Annotated in this window: 19 protein-coding genes; 7 read left to right on the top strand and 12 right to left on the bottom strand. The window is 72.4% G+C overall.

What is annotated here, in order from left to right; genetic code table 11:
- Positions 1-34 precede the first annotated feature (34 nt).
- The gene (locus tag ACFYYW_RS35400) at positions 35-571 is read left to right on the top strand and encodes a cysteine dioxygenase family protein (protein WP_352323951.1); all 537 of its coding nucleotides are present in this window, start codon (positions 35-37) and stop codon (positions 569-571) included.
- On the opposite strand, the gene ACFYYW_RS35395 is transcribed toward ACFYYW_RS35400, so the two are convergent.
- Both ACFYYW_RS35395 and ACFYYW_RS35390 read right to left on the bottom strand, forming a co-directional pair.
- The gene (locus ACFYYW_RS35395) at positions 543-1,208 is read right to left on the bottom strand and encodes a hypothetical protein (protein WP_387655434.1); all 666 of its coding nucleotides are present in this window, start codon (positions 1,206-1,208) and stop codon (positions 543-545) included. The two genes, ACFYYW_RS35400 and ACFYYW_RS35395, sit on opposite strands and share 29 nt — an antisense overlap.
- A gap of 14 nt (positions 1,209-1,222) precedes the next feature.
- A complete protein-coding gene (locus ACFYYW_RS35390) occupies positions 1,223-2,395 on the bottom strand; it encodes an MFS transporter (RefSeq protein ID WP_352352109.1) in 1,173 nt (390 codons plus the stop codon).
- A gap of 69 nt (positions 2,396-2,464) precedes the next feature.
- Between ACFYYW_RS35390 and ACFYYW_RS35385 the strand changes: the two genes are divergently transcribed.
- The gene (locus tag ACFYYW_RS35385) at positions 2,465-3,448 is read left to right on the top strand and encodes a LacI family DNA-binding transcriptional regulator (RefSeq protein WP_387655431.1); all 984 of its coding nucleotides are present in this window, start codon (positions 2,465-2,467) and stop codon (positions 3,446-3,448) included.
- Here ACFYYW_RS35385 and ACFYYW_RS35380 read toward each other — a convergent pair.
- On the bottom strand, positions 3,411-4,760 hold the full coding sequence (locus tag ACFYYW_RS35380) for an MFS transporter (RefSeq protein ID WP_387655428.1): 1,350 nt from the start codon (positions 4,758-4,760) through the stop codon (positions 3,411-3,413). The two genes, ACFYYW_RS35385 and ACFYYW_RS35380, sit on opposite strands and share 38 nt — an antisense overlap.
- Before the next feature lie 59 nt (positions 4,761-4,819).
- On the opposite strand from ACFYYW_RS35380, the gene ACFYYW_RS35375 reads away from it, so the two are divergent.
- Positions 4,820-5,806 carry an ArsR/SmtB family transcription factor gene (locus ACFYYW_RS35375; RefSeq protein WP_387655425.1) on the top strand — a complete coding sequence of 329 codons (987 nt, stop codon included), beginning with the start codon at positions 4,820-4,822 and terminating at the stop codon, positions 5,804-5,806.
- A 14-nt stretch (positions 5,807-5,820) separates the two neighbouring features.
- Here ACFYYW_RS35375 and ACFYYW_RS35370 read toward each other — a convergent pair whose 3' ends face one another.
- The 7 genes from ACFYYW_RS35370 to ACFYYW_RS35340 all read right to left on the bottom strand — a co-directional run bounded on the left by ACFYYW_RS35370 (position 5,821) and on the right by ACFYYW_RS35340 (position 14,409).
- On the bottom strand, positions 5,821-6,681 hold the full coding sequence (locus ACFYYW_RS35370; RefSeq protein WP_352323956.1) for a carbohydrate ABC transporter permease: 861 nt from the start codon (positions 6,679-6,681) through the stop codon (positions 5,821-5,823).
- A complete protein-coding gene (locus ACFYYW_RS35365) occupies positions 6,678-7,559 on the bottom strand; it encodes a sugar ABC transporter permease (RefSeq protein WP_352323958.1) in 882 nt (293 codons plus the stop codon). Before ACFYYW_RS35365 ends, ACFYYW_RS35370 begins: the two co-directional genes overlap by 4 nt.
- A 54-nt stretch (positions 7,560-7,613) precedes the next feature.
- Positions 7,614-8,909 (bottom strand): ABC transporter substrate-binding protein, encoded by a 1,296-nt coding sequence (locus ACFYYW_RS35360; RefSeq protein WP_352323960.1) that lies wholly within the window; start codon positions 8,907-8,909, stop codon positions 7,614-7,616.
- 123 nt (positions 8,910-9,032) lie between these two features.
- Positions 9,033-9,806 carry an AMP-binding protein gene (locus ACFYYW_RS35355; RefSeq protein WP_387655421.1) on the bottom strand — a complete coding sequence of 258 codons (774 nt, stop codon included), beginning with the start codon at positions 9,804-9,806 and terminating at the stop codon, positions 9,033-9,035.
- A gap of 358 nt (positions 9,807-10,164) precedes the next feature.
- Positions 10,165-12,519 (bottom strand): ATP-binding protein, encoded by a 2,355-nt coding sequence (locus ACFYYW_RS35350; RefSeq protein WP_387655419.1) that lies wholly within the window; start codon positions 12,517-12,519, stop codon positions 10,165-10,167.
- Between the two features lie 69 nt (positions 12,520-12,588).
- Complete coding sequence (locus tag ACFYYW_RS35345) at positions 12,589-14,013, bottom strand: penicillin-binding transpeptidase domain-containing protein (RefSeq protein ID WP_387655416.1); 1,425 nt, start codon at positions 14,011-14,013, stop codon at positions 12,589-12,591.
- 36 nt (positions 14,014-14,049) lie between these two features.
- Complete coding sequence (locus ACFYYW_RS35340) at positions 14,050-14,409, bottom strand: MerR family transcriptional regulator (RefSeq protein WP_352323964.1); 360 nt, start codon at positions 14,407-14,409, stop codon at positions 14,050-14,052.
- Between the two features lie 80 nt (positions 14,410-14,489).
- Between ACFYYW_RS35340 and ACFYYW_RS35335 the strand changes: the two genes are divergently transcribed.
- Complete coding sequence (locus ACFYYW_RS35335) at positions 14,490-15,413, top strand: aldo/keto reductase (protein ID WP_364412601.1); 924 nt, start codon at positions 14,490-14,492, stop codon at positions 15,411-15,413.
- Positions 15,414-15,418: 5 nt separating this feature from the next.
- Here the strand turns inward: ACFYYW_RS35335 and ACFYYW_RS35330 are convergent, their stop codons facing one another.
- Positions 15,419-16,057 (bottom strand): TetR family transcriptional regulator, encoded by a 639-nt coding sequence (locus ACFYYW_RS35330; protein ID WP_352323966.1) that lies wholly within the window; start codon positions 16,055-16,057, stop codon positions 15,419-15,421.
- Positions 16,058-16,145: 88 nt separating this feature from the next.
- Between ACFYYW_RS35330 and ACFYYW_RS35325 the strand changes: the two genes are divergently transcribed.
- Positions 16,146-17,459 (top strand): GH1 family beta-glucosidase, encoded by a 1,314-nt coding sequence (locus ACFYYW_RS35325; protein ID WP_352323967.1) that lies wholly within the window; start codon positions 16,146-16,148, stop codon positions 17,457-17,459.
- Here the strand turns inward: ACFYYW_RS35325 and ACFYYW_RS35320 are convergent.
- Positions 17,441-18,337, bottom strand: coding sequence for a coiled-coil domain-containing protein (locus tag ACFYYW_RS35320; protein WP_387655410.1), 897 nt, complete (start codon positions 18,335-18,337; stop codon positions 17,441-17,443). The two genes, ACFYYW_RS35325 and ACFYYW_RS35320, sit on opposite strands and share 19 nt — an antisense overlap.
- Positions 18,338-18,540: 203 nt before the next feature.
- Between ACFYYW_RS35320 and ACFYYW_RS35315 the strand changes: the two genes are divergently transcribed.
- Both ACFYYW_RS35315 and ACFYYW_RS35310 read left to right on the top strand, forming a co-directional pair.
- The gene (locus ACFYYW_RS35315) at positions 18,541-20,667 is read left to right on the top strand and encodes a M14 family metallopeptidase (RefSeq protein ID WP_387655407.1); all 2,127 of its coding nucleotides are present in this window, start codon (positions 18,541-18,543) and stop codon (positions 20,665-20,667) included.
- Positions 20,574-21,563 carry a hypothetical protein gene (locus tag ACFYYW_RS35310; protein WP_387655405.1) on the top strand — a complete coding sequence of 330 codons (990 nt, stop codon included), beginning with the start codon at positions 20,574-20,576 and terminating at the stop codon, positions 21,561-21,563. The genes ACFYYW_RS35315 and ACFYYW_RS35310 overlap by 94 nt, the downstream gene beginning before the upstream one ends.
- Positions 21,564-21,656: the final 93 nt, after the last annotated feature.

The raw sequence follows: 21,656 nt of genomic DNA, 5'->3' as shown, positions 1-21,656 counted from the left end.
GTGAGGCAATTAGATACAGAAAGGAGACTCGTACGTGAGTGACATCCAGATCCAGGGCGGGGGCGTGTGTGCCGGGCTGCCGGAGCGGACGCTCGACCGGCGTGAGCTGCGCGACCTGGTCGACGAGCTGGCCGCCAACCCGCAGGAGTGGCGTGACATGGTCGACTTCCCGGCCGACGGCGGACGGCACTACGCCTCCCTGTACCGGGACGCCTATGTGGACGTCTGGGTGCTGTGCTGGCGTCCTGAGGACGACACGGGCTGGCACGACCACGACATCTCCTCGGGCGCGGTGCACGTCGTGCAGGGGGCGTTGCAGGAGTGCAACCCGCGCATCGGCGGTGAGCACCTGGAGACCGTGGTGCCGGCCGGGCAGTCGTTCTCGTTCGGGCCCGACCACATCCACCGGCTCGGCGGCGCGGAGGGCGAGAGCGTCTCGATCCACGCGTACTCGCCGCCGTTGTGGCGGCTCGGCCAGTACTCCATCGACGACAGCGGCGTCATGCGCCGGGTGTCGGTGAGCTACGCCGACGAGCTGCGTCCTATGGACGAGCCGGTCGCTGTGGCCTGAGCACGCAGCAGCTCCCGCACGCCTCGACGTCGGGCAGGGTGATCCACAGGCAGCACGTCCTGCGGAAGTAGCCGTCGTCGGCGGGCTCGACCAGCCCGTCGACCGGGCTGCCGAGCTCGGCGAGCAGGGCCATGTAGTCGCCCTTGACGATGCTGGTCAGCGGGTGGGCGAACGCCTCGGCGGTCGAGCCCCACAAGGTGCGCTCGCCGACCTTGGCGAGCGCGCTGATGGCCTCGACCAGCGGCTGCTGTGCCTCGGCCAGCGACTCGCGGATGGGTTCGACGCCGGTGCCCCAGCTCACGCGGCTGGCGGCGATCGTCACGCCGGCGTCGGAGACCTTGAAGTAGGTGTCGGCCAGCCGCATGACGGGGATGCGGCCGTCGAGGGCCCAGCCGAGCGCCATGGGCAGGCTGTGCCAGTAGCCGAAGGTCTTCCAGAACAGCGCCGCGCCGACGTGCCGCGGCGCGTTCCAGCGTGCTGCCGTCTGCGCGACCAGGCCCTCCAGCAGCGTGTACGGCTCCCGCGCCAGGTCGGCGGCGGCCGTCCAGCTCTCGTCGGGGTCGATGACGAGCCCTGGCTCGACCCCGATGACACCGCCCCGGCCGTCGGCCAGACGCTGGAGAGCCTCGGTCAGCACGCTGCGGATCCCTTCTACAGGTTAGCCTTACCTAAGGTAGCAGGGCGTCCGGCGAACCATCCAGCCACCAGCTGGGCTCCCAGAACCCCCAGACCGACCGTCAGCGGAACGGTCCAGCCGCCCGACACCTCCCGCAGGTAGCCGAACAGCAGCGGGCCCAGCGCGGCCACGACGTACCCCACCGACTGGGCGACGGCCGACAGCGCCGTCACGCCGGCCGGATCGGCCGGGCGCAGGGCGATGATCAGCAGCGCCAGCGCGAACGAGGCTCCCTGGCCGATGCCGAGCACGATCATCCACAACCACGGCACGGTGGCCGGGGCCAGCAGCACGCCGAGGTAGCCGAGCACGGTCAGCACGCCGGCGCCCACCACGTACGGCACCTGCGAGGCCCGGCGGCCGGCCAGCACCGGCACCGCGAGCGAGGTCGCGACCTGGACCAGGTTCGTCAGGCTGAGCAGGTAGCCGGCCTGGTCGGCGGGCAGGCCGGCGTCGAGGAAGATGGTCGGCAGCCAGGCCAGCATGACGTAGAAGGTGAGCGACTGCAGGCCCATGAGGGCGGTCACGTACCAGGTGACGCGGCTGCGCAGGACGGCGCCGAACGGTCGCGGGCCGCCCTGCTCGGCGGGGCCGCCGCGGACCGCCTGCGGCAGCCAGAGCAGGGCCGCGAGCACGGCGGGCACGGCGAGCAGCGCCGAGACGCCGCGCCAGTCGAAGCCGGTGGCCCGCTCCAGCGGGATCACCAGGGCCGAGGCCCCGGCCGCGCCGGCCACCACGGCCGCGACGTAGACGCCGGTGAGCAGGTTGACGCGATCGGGGAAGTGCTGCTTGACGATGCCGGGCATGGAGACGTTCATGACGGCGATGGCGGTCGCGGCCAGCGCCGAGCCCAGGTAGAGCATCGGCACGCCGTCGAGCCCGCGCAGGCACTCGCCCGCCGCGACCACGAGCAGGCCGGCCAGCAGCGTCCTGTCCAGGCCGATGCGCCGGGCGAGCAGCGGGGCCACCGGGCCGAACACGCCAAGGCAGACCACCATGACGGTGGTGATCGCGCCGCCGCCGGACGGCGACAGCCCCAGGTCCTTCATGATCTCGTCGAGGAGCGGTGACAGGCCCGCGATGGCGGGCCTCAGGTTGAGCGCGGCCAGCACGAACCCGGCCACCAGCAAGGCGTGTCGCAACGGCATAGGGCACCTACTCTGGCACAGACGTCTGACAACGTTGTCCGCCCGGGTCCGGTAGGACATGATCCATGCGTGAGACCGACGATGAAGGACGTCGCGGCGGCGGCGGGCGTGGCGCTCAAGACCGTCTCGCGCGTGGTCAACGGCGAGCCCGGCGTCCATCCGGCCACCGCCGAGCGGGTGCGGGCGGCCATCGACCGGCTGGGCTACAGCCGCAACGAGAGCGCCCGGGTTCTGCGCACGGGCATGACCGCCACCATCGGGCTGGTCATCGAGGACGTCGCCGACCCCTTCTACGCCGGTCTCAGCCGAGCCGTCGAGGACGTCGTCATCGACCACGGCTGCCTGCTGCTCAGCGGGTCCTCGGGCGAGCAGCCAGGCCGGGAGCGCGAGCTGGTCGAGACGTTCTGCGCGCGCCGGGTGGACGGGCTGATCGTCGTCCCGGCCGGCGACGACCACGCCTACCTGCGGGGCGAGCTGGAGGCCGGCACGCCCGTGGTGTTCGCCGACCGGCCGCCCGAGCCGGGGATCGAGGTGGACACCGTGCTCGCCGACAACGCGGGCGGGGCCGAGCAGGCCGTCCGGCACCTGCTCACGCACGGGCACCACAGGATCGCCTTCCTGGGCGACGATCCGGCGATCTACACCGCGGCGCGGCGGCTGGCGGGCTACCGGCGGGCGCTCGGCGGGCTGTTCGACCCGCGGCTGGTGGCGATGCGCCCGCCGTCGCTCGACGACGTACGGGCCGACCTGCGGCGCATGCTCGCCCTGGACGCGCCGCCGACCGCGGTGTTCACCGGGAACGGGCGGCTCACGGTGACCGCGCTGCGGGCCCTGGAGGGACGGCGGCTCGCGCTGGTGGGGTTCGACGACTTCGAGCTGGCCGACCTGCTGCGCCCGGGGGTGAGCGTGGTGGCCCAGGATCCGGCGTGGATGGGCCGGGTGGCCGCCGAGCTGCTGTTCCGCCGCCTGCGCGGTGACGGCGGCCCGCCGGAGCACGTCGAGCTGCCGGTGCGTCTCATCCCGCGGGGCTCCGGCGAGCTTCCCCCGACGTGACCGCCCCGGGCGCCCCGACCGCGCCGGAGGAACCGACCGTGCCGGAGGAACCGACCGCGCTGGAGGAACCGACCGTGCCGGAGGAACCGGAAGAAGCGGAATAGGCGGAGGAACTGGCGGCGCCGGAGGGCGTGGAAGGGCGCAGGGGCCCGATCAGGGCCAGGGCGACCAGAACACCGGCCGCGCCCGCCGCGACGATCGCGCCCCCCGGCCCGATCGCCTCGCCCAGCGCGCCGACCACGGCCGCCCCGGCCGCCTGCCCCGTCATCAGCCCCGCCGACTGCAGCCCGAACGCCTGCCCGCGCCCCTCCTCGGGCACCGCGTCCACGAACCGCCGCTGCAACCCGAGCTGGTAGGAGAGCCCCGCGGCCGCGCACGCGGCCAGCACCGCGGCCCATCCCACGCCCGGTCCGAGCGCGAACCCCAGCCACGGCACCCCGAGCAGCACGGCGAGCGGCGCCGACAACCGCTCCCGCAGCGGCGGCGCGGCGAACCTGCCCACGGTGAACTCCCCCACCGCCATCCCGGCCGCCGCCGCGGCGAGCACCACGCCCGCCCGCCCCTCACCGCCCAGGTACGGCACGATCATCGCCTCCGCCCCGGCCAGGCACATCGTCGGCAGCCATCCGGCCAGCAGCAGCCCGCGCACCCGCCGATCGGCCAGCAGCGACCGGTTCACCCGCAACGTCTGCCGCACGGCCCCCGTCCCGCCGTTCCCGGCGGCGGCGCGGGCGGGCCGGTCGGGCAGGCCGAAGCGCAGGACCACCGCGCCGGCCGCCGACAGCGCGGCGGTGGCGGCCAGCGCGCCGGGCGCCCCGGCGAAGGCCAGGAACGCGCCTCCGGCCGCGAGCCCGCCGACCTGGGAGGCCGCCGAGGCGACCCCGAGCACCGACCGGCCGAGCACGAACGCGTCCCCCGGCAGGACGTCCGGCAGCGCCGCCGACCTGGCCGCGCCGAACACCGGCGAGAACAGCCCGCTGACCAGCACCAGCGCCAGCATGCCCCACACCGGCAGCCCGGCGTAGGCGAGCAGCAGGCACACCGCCGCCCTGACCAGTTCGCCGGTCACCATCAGCGCCCGGGGCCGCAGCCGGTCGGCCAGCGACAGCAGGAACATCCCGCCCACGATGTACGGCAGCCACCCCGCCATGTACGCCGCCGCCGACAACCCCGGCGAGCCCGTCCGCGCGTACACCAGCACGGACAGGGCCAGCATCTTGATCGAGTCCCCGGTGACCAGCAGCGCGAAGCTGCCGAACAGCACCCGGAACTCCTTGACCGCGAACACGTCGCCGTACGTCGCCGCTCTCACATCCCCGATGCTGCTGAACCGGCGCCCGGCCCGGCCATGGTTTCGGATATAACCGAAAGGTGGCACTGAAGATCCAGGTGACCCCGCAGGACCTGGTGGCCAGCAGGTTCGCGATCTCGCCGCTGATCGAGACCATGCACGCCCACTGGACGCTCGACGGCAGGAACGAGCCCGGCGTGCACCGGCGGTGGGTGGAGCGCTGGCGCGGCCCGTACCTCGACCTGGTGCGACGGCATCCGGCGCTGCGCGCGCTGGCGGCGATCAGCGGCAACAAGGGCGACGCGAACGTCGACTTCATCGCCCCGCCGCCGGCCGGGATGAGCGTGCCGTTCGAGACCGAGCTGGCCTCGATGCGCAGGACCCCGGTCCGCCAGGCGCACAAGGAGATCGCCGGGGTGCTGGCGGGGCTGCCGCCGGTGCCGGGGCCGGTCCGGGACCTGTTGTTCTCGCCGCGGGTGGTGGAGGTGCTGGCCGACGCGTACGAGGCGCTGTGGCGGGAGATCATCTCGGTCGGCTGGTCGCGACTCCACACGATCCTCGAACGCGACGTGATCCAGCGGGCCGGACGCCTGGCCGCCTACGGCTGGGCCGCCGCGCTCGACGACCTCAGCGACCAGGTGCGCTGGCGTCCGGACGGGCACATCGAGGTGCGCCTGCACACCCGCCACGGCCTGCACGTGCTGGGCGGCGGCGGCCTGCTGTTCGTGCCGACCGCCTTCGCCGGCTCGGTCGGCGTGTACCTGGAGGCGGCCTGGCCCAACGCGCTGGTCTACCCGGCCCGCGGCACCGGCGCCGGGGTCGGCGTGCCGGACGGCGACCTGGCGCTGCTGATCGGCCGCACCCGGGCGCGCCTGCTCACCGAGCTGGCCGTGCCCGCGACGACCACCCACCTGGCCGCCCTGCTCGGCCAGAGCCTGGGCGCGACCGGCGGGCACCTGGCCGTCCTGCGCAGGACGGGCCTGGTCGTGGGCACCCGCACCGGCCGTTCCGTCCTCTATGCCCGTACGCCGCTGGGCGACGCGCTGGCCGCCCGGTCACCGGCGTAGCGGGCCGTGCGGCGTCAGCCCTTCAGCGCGCCCGCCATCAGGCCGCGCATGAAGAACCGGCCGAGCAGCACGTAGATCAGCATCGTCGGGATCGAGGCCAGGACGGCCGCGGCCATCTGCTGGCTGTAGGGGGTGGCCTGGGCCCCGGCGATGTTGTTGAGCATGACGGTGGTCGGCCAGCTCTGCGGCCCGGTGATGAAGACGGCGAACAGGAAGTCGTTCCAAAGGGAGGTGAACTGCCAGATGATCACCACCGCGATCGCGGGCCACGACACCGGCAGCACGACCGACCAGTACGCCCGCAGCATCCCCGCGCCGTCCACCCGCGAGGCCTCGATCAGCTCGTCGGGGATGGTGACGTAGTAGTTGCGGAAGATCAGCGTGCAGATGGGGATGCCGTACACGACGTGCGCGAGCACCAGGCCCGGGATGCCACCGTAGAAGACGCCCTGCAGCCCGGTCTGCTCGTTCAGCCAGACCATGAGCTTGACCAGCGGGATCATCACGCCCTGGTAGGGGATGAACATGCCGAACAGGAACAGCGTGAACAGCACGTCCGCGCCGGGGAAGCGCCATTTGGACAGCACGTAGCCGTTCATCGACCCGAACGCGCACGACAGCAGCGAGCCCGGGACGGCCAGCAGCACGCTGTTCCACAGGCCGGGGGCCAGCTTCTCCCAGGCCACCCGCCACGCCTCGGTGGTCCACGTCCTGGGCAGGTTCCACGCCTGGCCGGGGTCGGCCTCGGTGAGCGGCTTGAAGCTGGTGGCCAGCAGCACGTAGATCGGGACGAGGACGACGACCACCAGGGCGAGCAGCAGGCAGAACCGCACGATCCCGAACCCGGTCCTGCGCCGGGCCGCGACGGCCGTCATGGCCTGCGCTCCCTGCGCACCGACCAGATCAGGTACGGGATCACGAAGACCGCCACGCTGAGCACGATGTACGAGGCGATCGTGGCCCCCTTCGCCGGGTCGTGCGAGTCGTAGACCGCCACCCACATGAACACCGCGGGCACGTCGGTGATGATCTGCTTGCCGGACACCGCCACGATGAGGTCGAAGACCTTGAGCGAGATGTGTCCCAGGATGATCAGCGCCGACAGCGTGACCGGCCTGAGCATGGGCAGCACCACGTGCCGGTAGACGCCCCACTCGCCGGCGCCGTCCACCCGCGCGGCCTCGCGCAGCTCCTCGGGGACGCCGCGGAAGCCCGCCAGGAACAACGCCATGACATATCCGGACATCTGCCAGATCGCTGGGAGCGCCATCGCGGCCATCCCCCAGTCCGGATCCCTGAACCACTGCCACTGCGGCAGCCCGATCGCGTCGAACAGCCGGTTCAGGCCGACCGCCCGCTCGCCCGTCCCGGAGTTCATCAGCCACCGCCACACGATGCCGGTCGCGACGAACGACACGGCCATCGGGAACAGGTAGATCGCCCGGAACGTGCCCTCCCCCCAGATCCCCTTCTCCATGAGGAACGCCAGGAACCAGCCCAGCACCAGCGCCCCCGCCACGAACACGATCGTGAACACGATCGCGTGGTCGACCGACAGGCGCCAGCGCGCCTGGTCCCAGATGTCGACGAAGTTCTTCAGCCCCACGAACGTGCCCTCGGACACCTCATCGTGCTGGTCCGTCATGGCCAGGCGGAAGTTCCAGCCCAGCATGCCGTACACGAACACGCCGATCGCCACGATCGACGGCGCGACGAGGAGGAGTCCGGGCAGCCAGGTGCGTGCCCGCCTCACAACCGTTTCCCTTCGCGCGGGTACGGCGGGAGCGCCCCGCCGTACCCGCCTGCGTCACTGAGCGTTGGCCTTGGCCGCGTCGGCCAGGCCCTGCTGCAGGCCCTTGACGTCCTTGCTGCCGATGAACAGCCCGACCGCCTCGTTGATCGAGGCCAGCCACGGCTGGCTCACCGAGACGCCGTGCTGGATGGAACCGGCCAGCTTGTTCCCCGACCAGTCCTTCAGCGCGTCGGCCAGGTAGTCGGTGTAGAGCGACTGGTCGGCGTCCTTGCGGGCGGGGATGGAGCCCTTCTTGGGGTTGAAGGCGTCCTGGCCCTCCTTGCTCGCCGCGACCTTCAGCCAGGCGACGGCCCCGTCCCGGTTCTTGGCGCCCTTGGGCAGCGTGAAGCTGTCCGACAGCCACAGGTAGGTGCCCGCGGTGCCGGGCGCGGGCGCCCAGTCGAAGTCCGACTTGGACGTCTTGCCGAGGCCGCCCTCCGGCGGGTTGTGGAAGTAGCCGTAGGCCCAGTCGCCCATGATGTTGAACGCCGCCTCGCCGTCGGCCACCTGCTTGGCGGCGGGCTGCCAGTCGTCCTGCGGATCGCCCGCGTACGACATGATCTTGGCGTAGTTCTCCAGCGCCTTCGTCATCTGCGGGCCGCTCCAGTCGGCGCCCGGCTTGAACAGCGCGTTGTAGGCGTCGGTGCCGAGCGAGCCGAGCAGCACGTTCTCCAGCAGGTGGGTGGCGGTCCACTCCGAGCCGACGGAGATCGGGATCTTGCCCTTGGCCTTGACCTTCTCCAGGTCGGCGATGAACTCCTCGATCGTCTTGGGCGCGGCCGCGATGCCGGCGTCCTTGAGCACCTTGGGGTTGAACCACAGGACGTTGGACCGGTGGATGTTGACCGGCACCGAGTAGATCTTGCCCTCGACGCTGATCTGCTCGACGAGCTGGGCGGGGAAGACGTCCTTCAGCTTCAGCTCGTCGTACAGGAACGTCAGGTCCTCCAGGTTGCCCGCCTTGATGTAGCCCTGCAACTCGGCGCCGGCGTGGCCCTGGAAGGTGTCGGGCGGCGTCCCGGCCTGCAACTTCGACTGCAACAGCGCCTTGGCCTTGTCACCCGAGCCGCCCGCCACGGCGGCGTCGAAGAACGTGTAGTTGGGGTTCTTGTCCTCGAATATCTTCTTCATCGCCGCGAGGCCGTCGGCCTCACCGGGTCCCGTCCACCAGGAGAAGACCTCCACCTGCTGCTTGCCGCCGCTCGACGAGCCCGGCTCGGAAGTCTGGCCGCCGCCGCTGCCTCCGCCGCAGCCCGCCAGGCCCAGGACGCCCGCCATCGTGATCGAGACGGCCGCTAACCACCGTCGCATCGCACACCATTCCCTTCGCGATCCCCCGAAGTTGGTGACCTTTGACAACGTTGTCAACAACGGCTATCAACCCACTTCGCGCGCGCCGACGTCAAGGGCGGAGCAGGTAACAGGTCCGCATACTCAGCCCACGCGCCGCAGCGTGCCGGCGGGCCCGGTGAGCACGGTGACGCCCGCGTCGTAGCCGGATCCGGGCAGGTCGCCGCGGGCCGCGGCCACGACGAGCGCGCCCTTGGACACCGCCAGGCCGACCAGGGCGGGCAGGTCGGCGCCGGCGCCGGGCGGCCACGTGCACAGCACGACGTCGGACTCCGTCAGGCCGACGGGCCCGTCGAGCTCGGCCATCCTGGCCAGCAGGTCGGCGTGGGTGAGCCGGGCGCCGCCGGGGAGCGCCAGCGCGTCCTGGCGCTCGGCGTCGAGGGCGGGCAGCGCGGTGGGCTCCAGCACGAGCAGGCCGCGGAAGTCGATCGTGTCGAGCGCCGGGCCGAGCGAGACCACCTGACGCACCCGGGAGCCGTCGGCCGCCGCGATCGCCGTCTCCGCCAGGTCGGGGGTGGTGATCAGCATGCGGGCGTCGCACTCGCGCAGCAGCGCCGCCACCTCCTCGGCGCCGAGCCCCGGGCCGATCGGCGCGGCCACCCCGCCGGCCGCCAGCACGGTGTGCAGGGCCACGGTCTGGGTGCCGGTCGTGGAGACGTGCACCCCCACCACCTGGTCGCGGCGCGCTCCCCTGCGCACCAGCCCGGACGCCGCCCTGGTCACCTCGGTCACCAGGCTGCGGTAGCCGTAGACGTGGCCGCCGCGCAGATCGATGAGCGCCGGCCGCTCGCCCCGCTCGTAGGCCCGGCGGAACACCTCGTGGATCACGGTGCCGGAGGACGAGGCGGACGGCGTCATGCCCGTCAACGTACGGTCGCCCGCGCGCCGGCCGCATCCACCGATGTATGTAGAGCGGTGTGCATTTCCCCAGCCCAGGGCCGAGGTGGGCGGGCCCGAGCCCTGCGCGACTCGAGCCCGCTGTCACGCGCCCTGGAACCGGGCCCCCACCCCTCCGAGAAGGCCCGGCTCCGTCGGGACGCGTGACGTCCCTCGGTCGATCGGCCGTCGCGGCCCCCGGCGCGAGGACGGGGAGCGCGGGGCGCGGTCGATCACACGCAGAACGGTAGGCGTTCCGACCGGGCCGGCACATGCGCTGACATGGCCATTCGACGATGTAAGCGCCGGGCGGCGGCGATGTGTAGAGAACCCGCCGGGATCAGCGTCCGCCGATCACCCATGCGGCAATCTGTGTACGTGTGGAGAAGCCCAGCTTGCCGAGGATGTTGGCGACGTGCCGCGCGGCGGTGGCCGGGCTGATCACCAGTTCGTCGGCGATGGCCCGGTTGCTCAGCCCGCGTGCCACCAGCTCGGCGATCTCGCGTTCCCTGGCCGTCAGCCTGCTGTCCTGGGCCGCCGGGGCGACCGGCGCGGCCGGCAGCTCGGGCAACGGGCCGCCGAGCGCGCACGAGACCGCCTGGTCGGCCGTCATCGCCAGGCCCTCGGCCCACAGCAGCGCCACCGCGGCCTCGCCGAGCCGTTCGCGGGCGGGCGCCAGCAGCTCCTCGGTGCGGGCGTCGGGGCGGCGCTCGCGCAGCCCCAGGGAGGCGGCCGCCAGCAGGACCGCGCGCCGGTCGTCGCCCTCGGCGGCCACCAGGCGCGCCCAGGCCGCCAGCCGCCGGGCGATGCTGTCGCGCAGGCCCGCGTCGCGGCTGAGCACCAGCGCCTCGGTGAGCCGCGCGCGGGCCTCGGCCAGGTCTCCCTCGTCCAGCGCGACGCGGCCGAGCCCGGCCAGGCAGCTCACGATCTGCTGCCGGGCGTCGATGTGCCGCAGCAGGCGCAGGCCGGCCTCGTAGTGCCGCCGGGCGGCCGGCCGGTCGCCGGTGCGCCGGGCGATCTGGGCCAGGCCGACGTGGCCGTAGGACTGGCCGAGGTGGTTGTCCAGCCGTTCGCTCAGCGACAGGACCTCCTCGAACGCGCGCCGCGCCTCGTGCAGGCGGCCGGCCCGCAGGCCGAAGTCGGCCCGGGTGCCCTGGGCGAGCGACTCCAGGATCGGGTCGCCGCGCCGCCGCGCCGCCTCCAGGGCCGGGGCCAGGGACTCCTGGTCGCCGGTCGCCTGGGCCAGCATGATCAGGCCCACGGCCTCGCCGTAGGCGTCCCGGGCGTCGACGCACAGCGCCAGCCCGATCTGTACGCATCGCGCCGCGAGCCCCGTCTCGCCGGCCGCGAGCGCCAGCTCACCGCGCAGGATCATCGCCTGCCCGCGTAAGCCCTCGGGCACGTCGGGGGCGTCGAGCGCGAGCAGCCGGTCGAGCCGGTCGGCGATGTCCAGCCGCCGCCCGCTGGCCATGAGCAGGTAGCGCACGTCGGTGAGCAGTTGCAGGGCGGTCTGCGGCGACCCGCTCGCCACGGCCCAGTCGCAGGCCGCCCCCACCTCGGCCTTGAGCCCGTCGAACAGGTTGACGAAGCGCTCGACCACAGGCCACGACGTGCGCGCGCCCGGCGCGAGGACGTCCTTGAACCGCCCGGCCAGGCCGGCGAGCGCGGCCAGGTGCGCGCGGCGCAGCGCCGCCTCCTCGCCGGACTCGGCGAGCCGCTCCAGCGCGTATTCGCGGACGGTCTCCAGCAGCCGGTAGCGCGCCTGGCCGGCGACCTCGCCGTCGAGCACGACCAGCGACTTGTCCACCAGGTCGCACAGGCGCGGCAGCACGTCCTCCTCCGGCAGGCCGGAGCCGGCGCACACCGCTTCGGCCAGGTCGAGCGTCCAGCAGGAGCGGAAGGCCGCCACGCGGCGCAGCAGCAGGCGTTCCTGGGGGCTGAGCAGCCGGTAGCTCCAGTCGACGGCGGCACGCAGCGTACGGTGCCTGGCGTGGGCGGTACGGGCGCCGCCCGCCAGCACCCTGAACCGGTCGTCGAGCCGCTCGACGAGCTGCCTGACCGACAACACCCGCACCATGGCGGCGGCCAGCTCGATCGCCAGCGGCAGCCCGTCGAGCGCCTGGCACAGCTCGATCGCCAGCGGCAGCGTCTCCTCGGTCAGCTCGAAGCCGGGACGCGCGGCGGTGGCCCTGGTCACGAACAGGCGCACGGCCTCGCTCTCCTCGCCGACGAGCGAGAGCGGCGGCACCCGCCAGACCGTCTCGCCCGGCACCCGCAGCGGCTCGCGGCTGGTGGCCAGCACGGTGAGCCGGGGGCAGGCGCCGAGCAGGTCGCGGCAGAGCTCGGCGCACTCCGCGACCACCGGCTCGCAGTTGTCCAGGACGAGCAGCACGCGGCGGCCGCCGATGGTGTCGGCCAGGTCGTCGGCGATGCCGAGCGCGGCGCGGACCCGCTCCCGCAGCTCGCCCTTCTCGACGTCGGCCAGCTCGACCAGCCACACGCCGTCGGGGTGCTCGGCGGCGACCCGGGTGGCCAGGCGCAGGGCCAGGCGCGTCTTGCCGATGCCCCCCGCGCCGCACAGCGTCACCACCCGCGAGACGCGGCCGAGGTGGGCCAGCTCATCGAGATCGGACTCCCGGCCCACGAACAGGTTGGGCTCGGCGGGCAGGTTGCGGAAATCGGCGGTTCGCAGCATCACTGTGAGTGTGGCATCAACTACCGTTCGCGCCCAGACTCCATCGGTGGCGAACTCGGCGGCCCGCGGTCAGGCCAGGGCGGCCTCCAGCACCGCGCGGGCCACCTGCGCCACCGCGCCGGCCCGGGGACCGGGGTGCTCCAGCACCACGCCGACCGCCACCTCCGGCGCGGTCGCCGGGGCGAACGCCGTGGCCAGCGCGTGCTCGCCGCCCGTCGTGGCGATCTTGGCGGCCACCTCGACGCCGGGGACGGCCACGGCCGCGCCCGGCCCGCCCGGGTGCGTCCCCGCGGTCATCATCGCGGCCAGGTAGCGGGCCTGGACGGTCGTCATGGTGGTGCGGTACGGCTGCGGCCCCGCCTGGCCGAGCAGCGAGCCGTCCGGCAGGCTCACCTCCTCCACCAGGTACGGCCGCATCAGCACGCCGTTGTTGGCCACGGCCGCCGACAACATCGCCACCATCAGCGGCGTCGCCCGGTCCTGGTCCCGGCCGACGGCCGACAGGGCGGTCCGCGCCCGGTCCATGCCCTGCGGGTACGTGCTGGGCGCCGGGGCCATCGGCACGCGCAGGTCGCCGTCGCCGAACCCGAACGCCTCGGCCTGGTCGCGGAGGCTGTCCTGGCCGAGCTGCACCCCGATGCCCGCGAACGCGGTGTCGCACGAGGTCTGGAAGGCGCGCAGCAGCGTGGGCCGGGGCCGGCCGCACGAACCGGCGAGCGAGGCGGGCAGCCGCGGGCGGACGGCGGCGTCCACGGGGGCCGTGGGCGTGTACTCGCCCGAGGCCAGCGCCGCGGCCGTGGTCACCACCTTGAACGTGGCCCCGGGCGGATAGACCTGGTCCAGCGCCCGGTTCAGCAGGGGCCGGCCGGGGGCGTCGCGCAGCCGGGCGAGGGCGCCGTCGAGCCGGACGGGGTCGAAGGTGGCCAGCGTGTTGGGGTCGTAGGACGGGTAGCTGGCCAGGGCGAGGATCGCGCCGGTGGCCGGGTCGATGGCCACGGCCGCGCCGGGCACGCCGGTGGCCTCCAGGGCGTGGTAGGCGGCCCACTGGGTGCGCTGGCCGATGGTCAGCCGCACGTCGGCGCCGGCCACGTCGCCGTCGCTGACCATCGAGCGCACCTTGACCTTGGCGTCGTCGCCGGACAGGACGCCGTCCTCGGCCTCCTCCACGCCGGTGGAACGGTAGAGGGACAGGTAGCCGGTCACGGGGGCGTAGAGCTCGCCGTCGGTGTAGACCCGCTGGAACCGGTACGGGCCGCCGCCGGGCGTCGGGCGGCTCCTGGCCACGGTCGCGCCGTCGTAGGTCAGGATGTCGCCGCGCGGACGGGCGAACCGGGCGATGAGCGAGCGCTCGTTGCGGCGGTCGGCGTTCAGCCCCCGCGTCCCGAACGCCTGGACGACCGTGAGGTGGGCCAGCAGGACGAACAGCAGGGCCGCGCAGAGCACGGCCATGCGGCCCAGCGGGACGTCGATCCGCTTCGCCCTGGTTCCCGCCATGGTCCTTGGTCTAACAACCGAACCACCAAGGCAGGGCTACAGGACGCTGCGGTAGTAGGAAATCTTGCGGTGGATGTAGTCCTGGCGCTCGGCCAGGTTGGCGATCTGGGCCTGGACCTGCCGGTCGTGCTCCTCCAGGAGCCTGATGCGGTCGGGGATCGTCTCGTCGCCGCCGCGGACGAGCTCGGCGAAGCGTAGCAGCATGGCGATGGGCATGCCGGTGTCGCGCAGGCAGCGGATCATGCCGAGCCAGCCGACGTCCTCCTCGCTGAACCTGCGCTGACCGGCCGCGTTGCGCTCCACGCGCTCCAGCAGGCCGATCTTCTCGTAGTAGCGGAGGGTGTCGATGCTGAAGCCGGTCTCCTCGACGACCTCGGCGGGGGTGTACACGCTCACGCGTCCCAGTCTTTCACCTGGAGCGCACTCCAGGTCAACGGCTTGACATGGAGTGCGCTCCAGGTCCGAGGGTCTGCCCCATGAACATCGCACTCGGCACCATCCCGTTCGGCACCACCGTCGGCCTGCGGGAGACCTTCGCCATCCTCGACCGCTTCCAGGACGCCGGCGGCACCATGCTGGACACCGCCAACAATTACCCCTTCTGGAACGAGGGCCGCACCGGCGACGAGAGCGAGGAGGCCATCGGCGCCTGGCTGGCCGCGCGCGGCAACCGGGACCGGATCTTCATCGGCACCAAGGGCGGGGCCCGGCCGACCGTGCCCGGCGACCGCACCCTCGACTCGGCCGAGGGCCTGTCGGCGGCGGCCGTCGCGCGAGCCGCCGAGGGCAGCCTGCGCAGGCTCCGGACCGACTACGTCGACCTGTACTGGTCGCACATCGAGGACCGTTCGGTGCCGCTGCACGAGACGCTCGGCGCCCTGAACACGCTGGCCGAGCAGGGCAAGGTCCGCGCGCTGGGGGCCAGCAACATCGCCGCCTGGCGGCTGGAGCGGGCCAGGAACCTGTCGGGCGCGCGCGGCTGGCTGCCGTACGGCCACCTCCAGCTGCGCCACACCTACCTGCGCCCGCGGCCCTTCACCCGGCTCCCGGAGGGCGGCCACACGCTGGCCTCGGACGACGCCCTCGACTACGTCGCCGCCGAGCCGGACGTGACGCTGTGGGCCTACAACACGCTGATGGCGGGGGCCTACACGCGGGCCGACCGGCCGATGCCGGAGGTCTACGACCACCCGGGCACCGCCCGCCGCCTGGCCGCGCTGCGCGAGGTCGCCGGTGAGCTGGGCGCGACGCCCAACCAGGTGGTGCTGGCCTGGCTGATGGCCGACGGTCACGTGCCCGTGGTCGGCGTGTCCACGACGGCCCAGCTCGACGAGGTCGTCGGCGCGGCGGACGTCAAGCTGGACGCCGAGCTGCGCGCCCGCCTGAACGCCGTCGCCTAGGGGGATCAGGGCAGGTGGTCGGCGAGGTAGCGGCGGACGAGCTGCTTGCACTCGGCGATCAGGTCGGGGTCGCCGCCGGGATCGGCCCGGAAGGCGAGCTTGAGCACGGCGTCGGTGGCCTCGACGGCCACCACGAGCGCCCGGTCGAGCCCGGGGCCGGCGGGCGCGTCGAGCAGGGCGAGGGTGAGGGCGCGCAACCGGTCGGCCACGATGACGTTGTTGTCGAGGGCGCTGTCGAGCGTGCGTTTGGTGCCCTCCAGCGGCGGCCCGCCCGGGGTGGGCAGGACCTCGCCGAAGTCGACCACCGCGAACCCGGGGGTGGTGCGCTTCATGTCGACGAACTCGTCGATGGCCAGGTCGACCAGGTCGGTCCAGTGGCCGAGGTCGGCCTCGGCGATGCACTGGGTGACCCGCTGGAGGAACGCCTCCAGGTTGCGCAGCGCGAGGGCGCGCACCAGGCCCTGCTTGTCGTGGAAGAACTGGTAGAAGGTGCCGATGGGGACCTCGGCGCGGCGCGCGACCTCCTTCGTGGTCAACGCCTCGTAGCCCACCTCGTCGAGCAGGAGCGCGCACTCGTCGAGCATCCGCTCCACCCGCTCCACGCTCCGGCGCTGGGCGGGACGGCGGCGCAAGGTACTCGTCATGCTCCCCATCCTGGCTTATTACCAGCAGGTACAGACCGGCCTCTTTGCCGTCCGTTAACATGAGCCATACTCGCATAAAGGAGCCGAGATGTTCTTATGGGGTACGGCGACCGCCGCCTACCAGATCGAGGGCGCGGTGGCCGAGGACGGCCGGGGCGCGTCCATCTGGGACACCTTCGCCCACGAGCCCGGCCGCACCAGGGACGGCCACACCGGCGACGTGGCCTGCGACCACTACCACCGCTGGCGCGAGGACATCGCCCTCATGTCCGGCCTCGGCGTGAACGCCTACCGCTTCTCCATCGCCTGGCCGCGGGTGCAGCCGCTCGGCACGGGCGAGGTCAACCCCGCGGGCCTCGACTTCTACGATCGCCTCACCGACGGCCTGCTGGCGGCCGGCATCCAGCCCGTGCCGACGCTCTTCCACTGGGACCTGCCCCAGGCCCTCCAGGACCGCGGCGGCTGGACGGCCCGCGACACGGCCGGCCGCTTCGCCGACTACGCCGCGATCGTCGCCGAGCGCCTGGCCGACCGCATCCCGCTGTGGATCACCCTGAACGAGCCGTTCGTCCACATGGCCTTCGGCCACGCCATGGGCGTCCACGCCCCCGGCCAGGCCCTGCTGCTCGACGCCCTGCCCGTCGCGCACCACCAGCTCCTCGGCCACGGCCTGGCGGTCGCGGCCCTGCGCGCGGCCGGCGCGGGGCAGGTGGCCATCACCAACAACTGCACGCCGGTCTGGCCCGCCTCGCGGGAGGAGGCGGACGTCAAGGCCGCCGACGCCTACGACGTCCTGCACAACCGGCTGTTCAACGACCCGGTGCTGCTCGGGAAGTATCCGGATCTGTCGGCCTACGCCGCCGGCCTCGACTTCGTCCATGACGGCGACCTGGAGACCATCTCCGCCCCCCTGGACGCCCTCGGCATCAACTACTACAACCCCACCCGGATCGCCGCCCCGCCGCCCGGCGAGCTGCTCCCGTTCACCGACACCGGCGTCACCGGGTACCCCACCACCGCGTTCGGCTGGCCGGTCGTCCCCGACGGCCTGCGCGAGCTCCTGACCGGCCTCAAGGCCCGGTACGGCAGCGCGCTCCCGCCGATCCACGTCACCGAGAACGGCTGCTCCCAGCCCGACGAGCTCACCCCGCGGGGCACGGTCGAGGACCAGGCCCGCATCGACTACCTGCGCGGCCACATCGACGCCGTCATGGCCGCGCGGGCCGAGGGCGTGGACGTGCGCGGCTACTTCGTCTGGTCGCTGCTGGACAACTTCGAGTGGGCCGAGGGCTACCACCAGCGCTTCGGCTTGGTGCACGTGGACTTCGCCACGGGCCGCCGCACCCCGAAGGCGTCCTACGCGTGGTACCGGGAGCGGGTCGCTCAGAACACCGAGACGTGAACGTGGTCGTAGTGGTTGGCGGTCACGCCGCCCCGGTCGGACATGGGGTCCCAGCCTCCGCCTGACCGGATGTCGTAGTAGCGCTGCTTCCAGATGATGTACATGACGCCGATCCGCGCGCCGTTCTTGATGAGCCATTCGGCCAGGGCGTCCCCGCGGTCGGCGTCGGCCCCGGAGGCCATGGTGCCGCCGCGGGACATCATGAAGTCGCAGGCCCGGCCCTTGCCGTGCTCGCCGGGGTCGCCGGGGCGCAGGCAGCCCACGCCGTACTTCATCGGGAAGTTCTGCATGATCTCGGCGCGTACCGCGATCATGCGCGGGGTCAGGCCCTCGGCGCCGCCGGGCTGCTGGAAGCCGTACTTGGCGAGCAGGCGCTCGATCTCGCGCCGCTTGCCCTGCAGGGTCCTGATCTCCTTCTTCAGCTTGTTGATCTTGTCGTTGGCGTTGAGCTTGGCCTCTTTGGACTTCGCGATGAGATTCTGGATGCTCCGGACGCGCTCGGTCCGCTCGGCGGCCATGTACGACATGTTCGCGGCCTGCCCGAGCGCGATGGCCGGGTCGACGCTGAGGCCGAACAGCTGCATGCCGTCGAGGGGGCCGTTGACGTACGTCTGGCGCGCGATCTCGGCCACGCCGGCCTGGGCCGCGGCCAGGCGGGCCGCCAGGTCGCCGGAGGTGTCGGTGGCGTTCTTGGCCTGGATCCTGATCTCCTCCAGGCTCTGGATCTGGCCGCGGTAGAGGTCGTTGAGCCGGGACGCCTGCTTGGTGAGCCTGCGCAGCTCGTCGATGTTGGGATCGGCCGACGCCGGTTGCGGGGAGGCGAGCCCGAGCAGCCCGGAGAGGACGACGAAGACCGCGGCGAGCCGCCAGATCCTCACACCCGTCCCCTCCTCGCATAGACGGACCGAAACTATAGAAGATGATCTTGATGGCTGTCATCCGAACCAGCCAACTGACGCACCTTTGGCGAGGTACATAGTCCTTTGTCGGAAATAAGGAAGATCTAAAAGATTGGGCCTTGTGGAGGGCTTGATCCCGGTCTGAGATGGCGATCGAACTCGTCTCTGCGAAGGGGCAGATCGTGTCTCGAATCATGACCATCGCCGCGGCCGTGCTCGTCGGCCTGGGCGCCTCCCTCGTCCCCCTCACCGCCGAGGCGTCGGTCGATCCGCTGCCGCCCGGCGACCGCATCGACCTCTACCAGGTGGACGGCAAGCCGGGCACCGCCCAGTTCCTGCGGGAGAAGGGCTTCGACGTCGTCCAGCACGAGAACGGCGGCGACAAGGAGCACGTCGAGCTGACCGCCGCCCAGGCCGACCTGGCCGGGCTGGCCAAGCTGGGCCTGCGGCCCGAGCCCGTGCGCAACCCGCAGGGCCAGAGCAACCTCCAGGCCGCCAGGGCCCAGGCGGCCGGCGGCTACACCGTGTGGCGGTCGTACTCCGAACGCGGCGGCATCGCCGACCAGCTGAGGGCGATCGCGAACGCCAACAGGGACATCGTCAAGCTGCAGTCCATCGGCAGGACGCTCAAGGGCCAGGACATCCTCGCCGTCAAGGTCTCCACCGGAGCCCGGCTGCTGCCCGACGGCCTCAAGCCCGCCACGCTGTACTCGGCCACCCAGCACGCCCGCGAGTGGATCGCCGCCGAGGTGGACCTGCGGCTGCTGAAGTACGTGATCGCCAACAGGTCGGCGCTGCGGGACCTGCTCAACCGGACCGAGCTGTGGTTCGTGCCGGTGGCCAACCCCGACGGCTACGACTTCACCTTCACCGAGGGCAACCGCCTGTGGCGCAAGAACCTGCGCGACAACGACGGCGACGGGAAGATCACCAACGGCGACGGCGTGGACCCGAACCGGAACTTCCCCACGAACTTCCGCTACGACGAGGAGGGCTCGTCGAGCATCCCGAGCAGCGAGACCTACCGCGGCACCGGCCCGGCCAGCGAGCCGGAGACCAGGGCCATGGACGGCCTGCTCAACCGGGTCAGGTTCGAGATGAACCTGAACTACCACTCCTTCGGCCCGCTGCTGCTCTACCCGAGCGGGTTCCAGATCGCCACGAAGACCGCGGACAACCCGATCTACGAGGCCCTGACCGGCGACGACGACGCCCCGGCGGTCCCCGGGTTCGACCCCGACCTCGGCGCGGAGCTCTACACCACGAACGGCGACACCAACGACCACGCCCACGCCAGGTACGGCACCCTGTCCTGGACGCCGGAGCTCGACGAGGGCTGCGACGGCTGCGGGTTCGTCTTCCCCGACGACGAGGCAGCGGTGCAGGCGGAGTTCGAGAAGAACCTGCCGTTCGCGCTCGACGTCGCCAGGTCCGCTGTCGACCCGGCCGAGCCGGTCAGCCACCTGGGCAACAGGACGCCCGACTTCGTGCTCGACCCGTTCGAGTTCAGCTACGGCGCCGAGCAGGCCGTCCAGGTCACCGCCAAGCGGAAGATCGGCCCCGTCCTGCTCAACTACCAGGTCAACGGCGGCCGGACGAGGATCGCGCCGACCGCCGAGTGGAAGGGCGGCGAGCGGTACGGCAAGGGCTACGACCGCTACTACCACCGGCTGCGCGGAAGGATCACCGGCACCCGGCCGGGCGACAAGGTCAAGGTCTGGTTCAGCGCGATCGGCAGGAAGAGCGGCGACTTCACCTACACCGTGCAGGACGACATCGGCGGCAAGGTGCTGGTGCTGGCCACCGAGGACGTCACCGGCCTCAGCCCGGCCCAGGGCGGGACCGAGGCCAAGTACGCCGCCGACTACGTCAAGGCGCTCCAGGACGCCGGATACACGACCGACGTCTACGACATGGACAAGATGGGCCGCAAGGCCCCGCACCCGCTCGGCGTGCTCAGCCACTACAGGGCGGTGGTCTGGGAGACCGGCGACGACGTCATCCCCCGCTCCCCCGGCCAGGTCGCCGGCACCACGTCGAAGGGCGGCGTGGACACCGAGCTGGCGGTGCGCGACTACCTGAACGAGGGCGGCAAGCTGCTGCACGCCGGCAGTACCCCTCGTACGCGGCCAACAACAACGGCGCCTACTACTACGAGCCCGACCAGCCCGGCCACCCCGAGTGCACGGTCCCCGACGACCCGCCGTGCATCCAGGTGTTCAACGACTTCCAGCAGTACTGGCTGGGCGCCTACGTCTTCTTCGACGACGGGGGCGCCGACCCGGCGAGCGGGCAGCCGTTCGCGCTGAAGGGCAACGGCGGCACGTTCGAGGGCTTCACCGGCACGCTGCAACCCAGCCACACCAACTCGTTCGTAGCCACCTCCGCCATCCTGCCCCCGGCGCAGTTCCCGCTGTTCGCGAGCTCGGCCCAGGTCAAGTGGGTACGCCCCGGCGGCCCGTTCGACCCCCACACCGGCTCCTGGGACGTCTACAGCGGCATCGCCGACGTCTCCTGGAAACGGCTGACCACGACCGTGGACCTGACCGGCAGGAGCTCCGGCGACCTGTCGTTCTGGACCTCCTACGACACCGAGGCCGACTGGGACTTCCTGACGGTCGAGGCGCACACCGCGGGCGCCGACGACTGGACCACCCTCCCCGACGTCAACGGCCACACCTCGCAGAGCACCGGCGAGAGCTGCAAGGCCGCCAACAGCGGCGGCTGGCGGGTGATCCACCCGTTCACCCAGCACTACCAGGGCGCGGCCTGCGAGCCGGCCGGGTCCACCGGCGCGTGGCACGCGGCCTCGGGCAACTCCGGCGGCTGGCAGCAGTGGAAGGTGGACCTGACCCCGTACGCGGGCAAGCGGGTCGAGCTGTCGATCTCCTACGTCAGCGACTGGTCCACCCAGGGCGCGGGCGTCTTCCTCGACGACGCCAAGGTCACCCTGGACGGCGCGACGGCCGGTGACACCTCCTTCGAGTCCGACCTCGGCGGCTGGGCCGTCGCCGCGCCGCCGGCCGGCTCGGCCCCCTCGATCAACAACTGGTTCCGCACCGACCAGGTCTTCGAGGAGGGCGGCGGCATCGTCACCGCGGACACCGTCTATCTGGGCTTCGGCGTGGAGAGCCTGACCGGCCAGGCCGCGCGTACGGACCTGGTCAAGCGGTCGATGCGGCACCTGCTGGGCGACCCCCGCTAGCGACGCCCCGAGGGGCGCGGCACACCGCTGCCGCGCCCCTCTTGCGCGCCCGGACAGAACATGGTTCGGTCGCCTTGAGGATTACGCGTAGCA

This window comes from Nonomuraea sp. NPDC001831 (genome assembly GCF_042892035.1).
Classification (GTDB): Bacteria; Actinomycetota; Actinomycetes; order Streptosporangiales; family Streptosporangiaceae; genus Nonomuraea.
This window is presented reverse-complemented; position numbering and strand designations above follow the sequence as displayed.

Bases quoted from the DNA above. Each gene is read 5' to 3' on its own strand.
- ACFYYW_RS35350 (WP_387655419.1), bottom strand. From the start codon at position 12,519: ATGCTGCGAACCGCCGATTTCCGCAACCTGCCCGCCGAGCCCAACCTG.
- ACFYYW_RS35345 (WP_387655416.1), bottom strand. From the start codon at position 14,013: ATGGCGGGAACCAGGGCGAAGCGGATCGACGTCCCGCTGGGCCGCATG.
- ACFYYW_RS35370 (WP_352323956.1), bottom strand. From the start codon at position 6,681: ATGACGGCCGTCGCGGCCCGGCGCAGGACCGGGTTCGGGATCGTGCGG.
- ACFYYW_RS35330 (WP_352323966.1), bottom strand. From the start codon at position 16,057: ATGACGAGTACCTTGCGCCGCCGTCCCGCCCAGCGCCGGAGCGTGGAG.
- ACFYYW_RS35355 (WP_387655421.1), bottom strand. From the start codon at position 9,806: ATGACGCCGTCCGCCTCGTCCTCCGGCACCGTGATCCACGAGGTGTTC.
- ACFYYW_RS35390 (WP_352352109.1), bottom strand. From the start codon at position 2,395: ATGCCGTTGCGACACGCCTTGCTGGTGGCCGGGTTCGTGCTGGCCGCG.
- ACFYYW_RS35335 (WP_364412601.1), top strand. From the start codon at position 14,490: ATGAACATCGCACTCGGCACCATCCCGTTCGGCACCACCGTCGGCCTG.
- ACFYYW_RS35325 (WP_352323967.1), top strand. From the start codon at position 16,146: ATGTTCTTATGGGGTACGGCGACCGCCGCCTACCAGATCGAGGGCGCG.
- ACFYYW_RS35360 (WP_352323960.1), bottom strand. From the start codon at position 8,909: ATGCGACGGTGGTTAGCGGCCGTCTCGATCACGATGGCGGGCGTCCTG.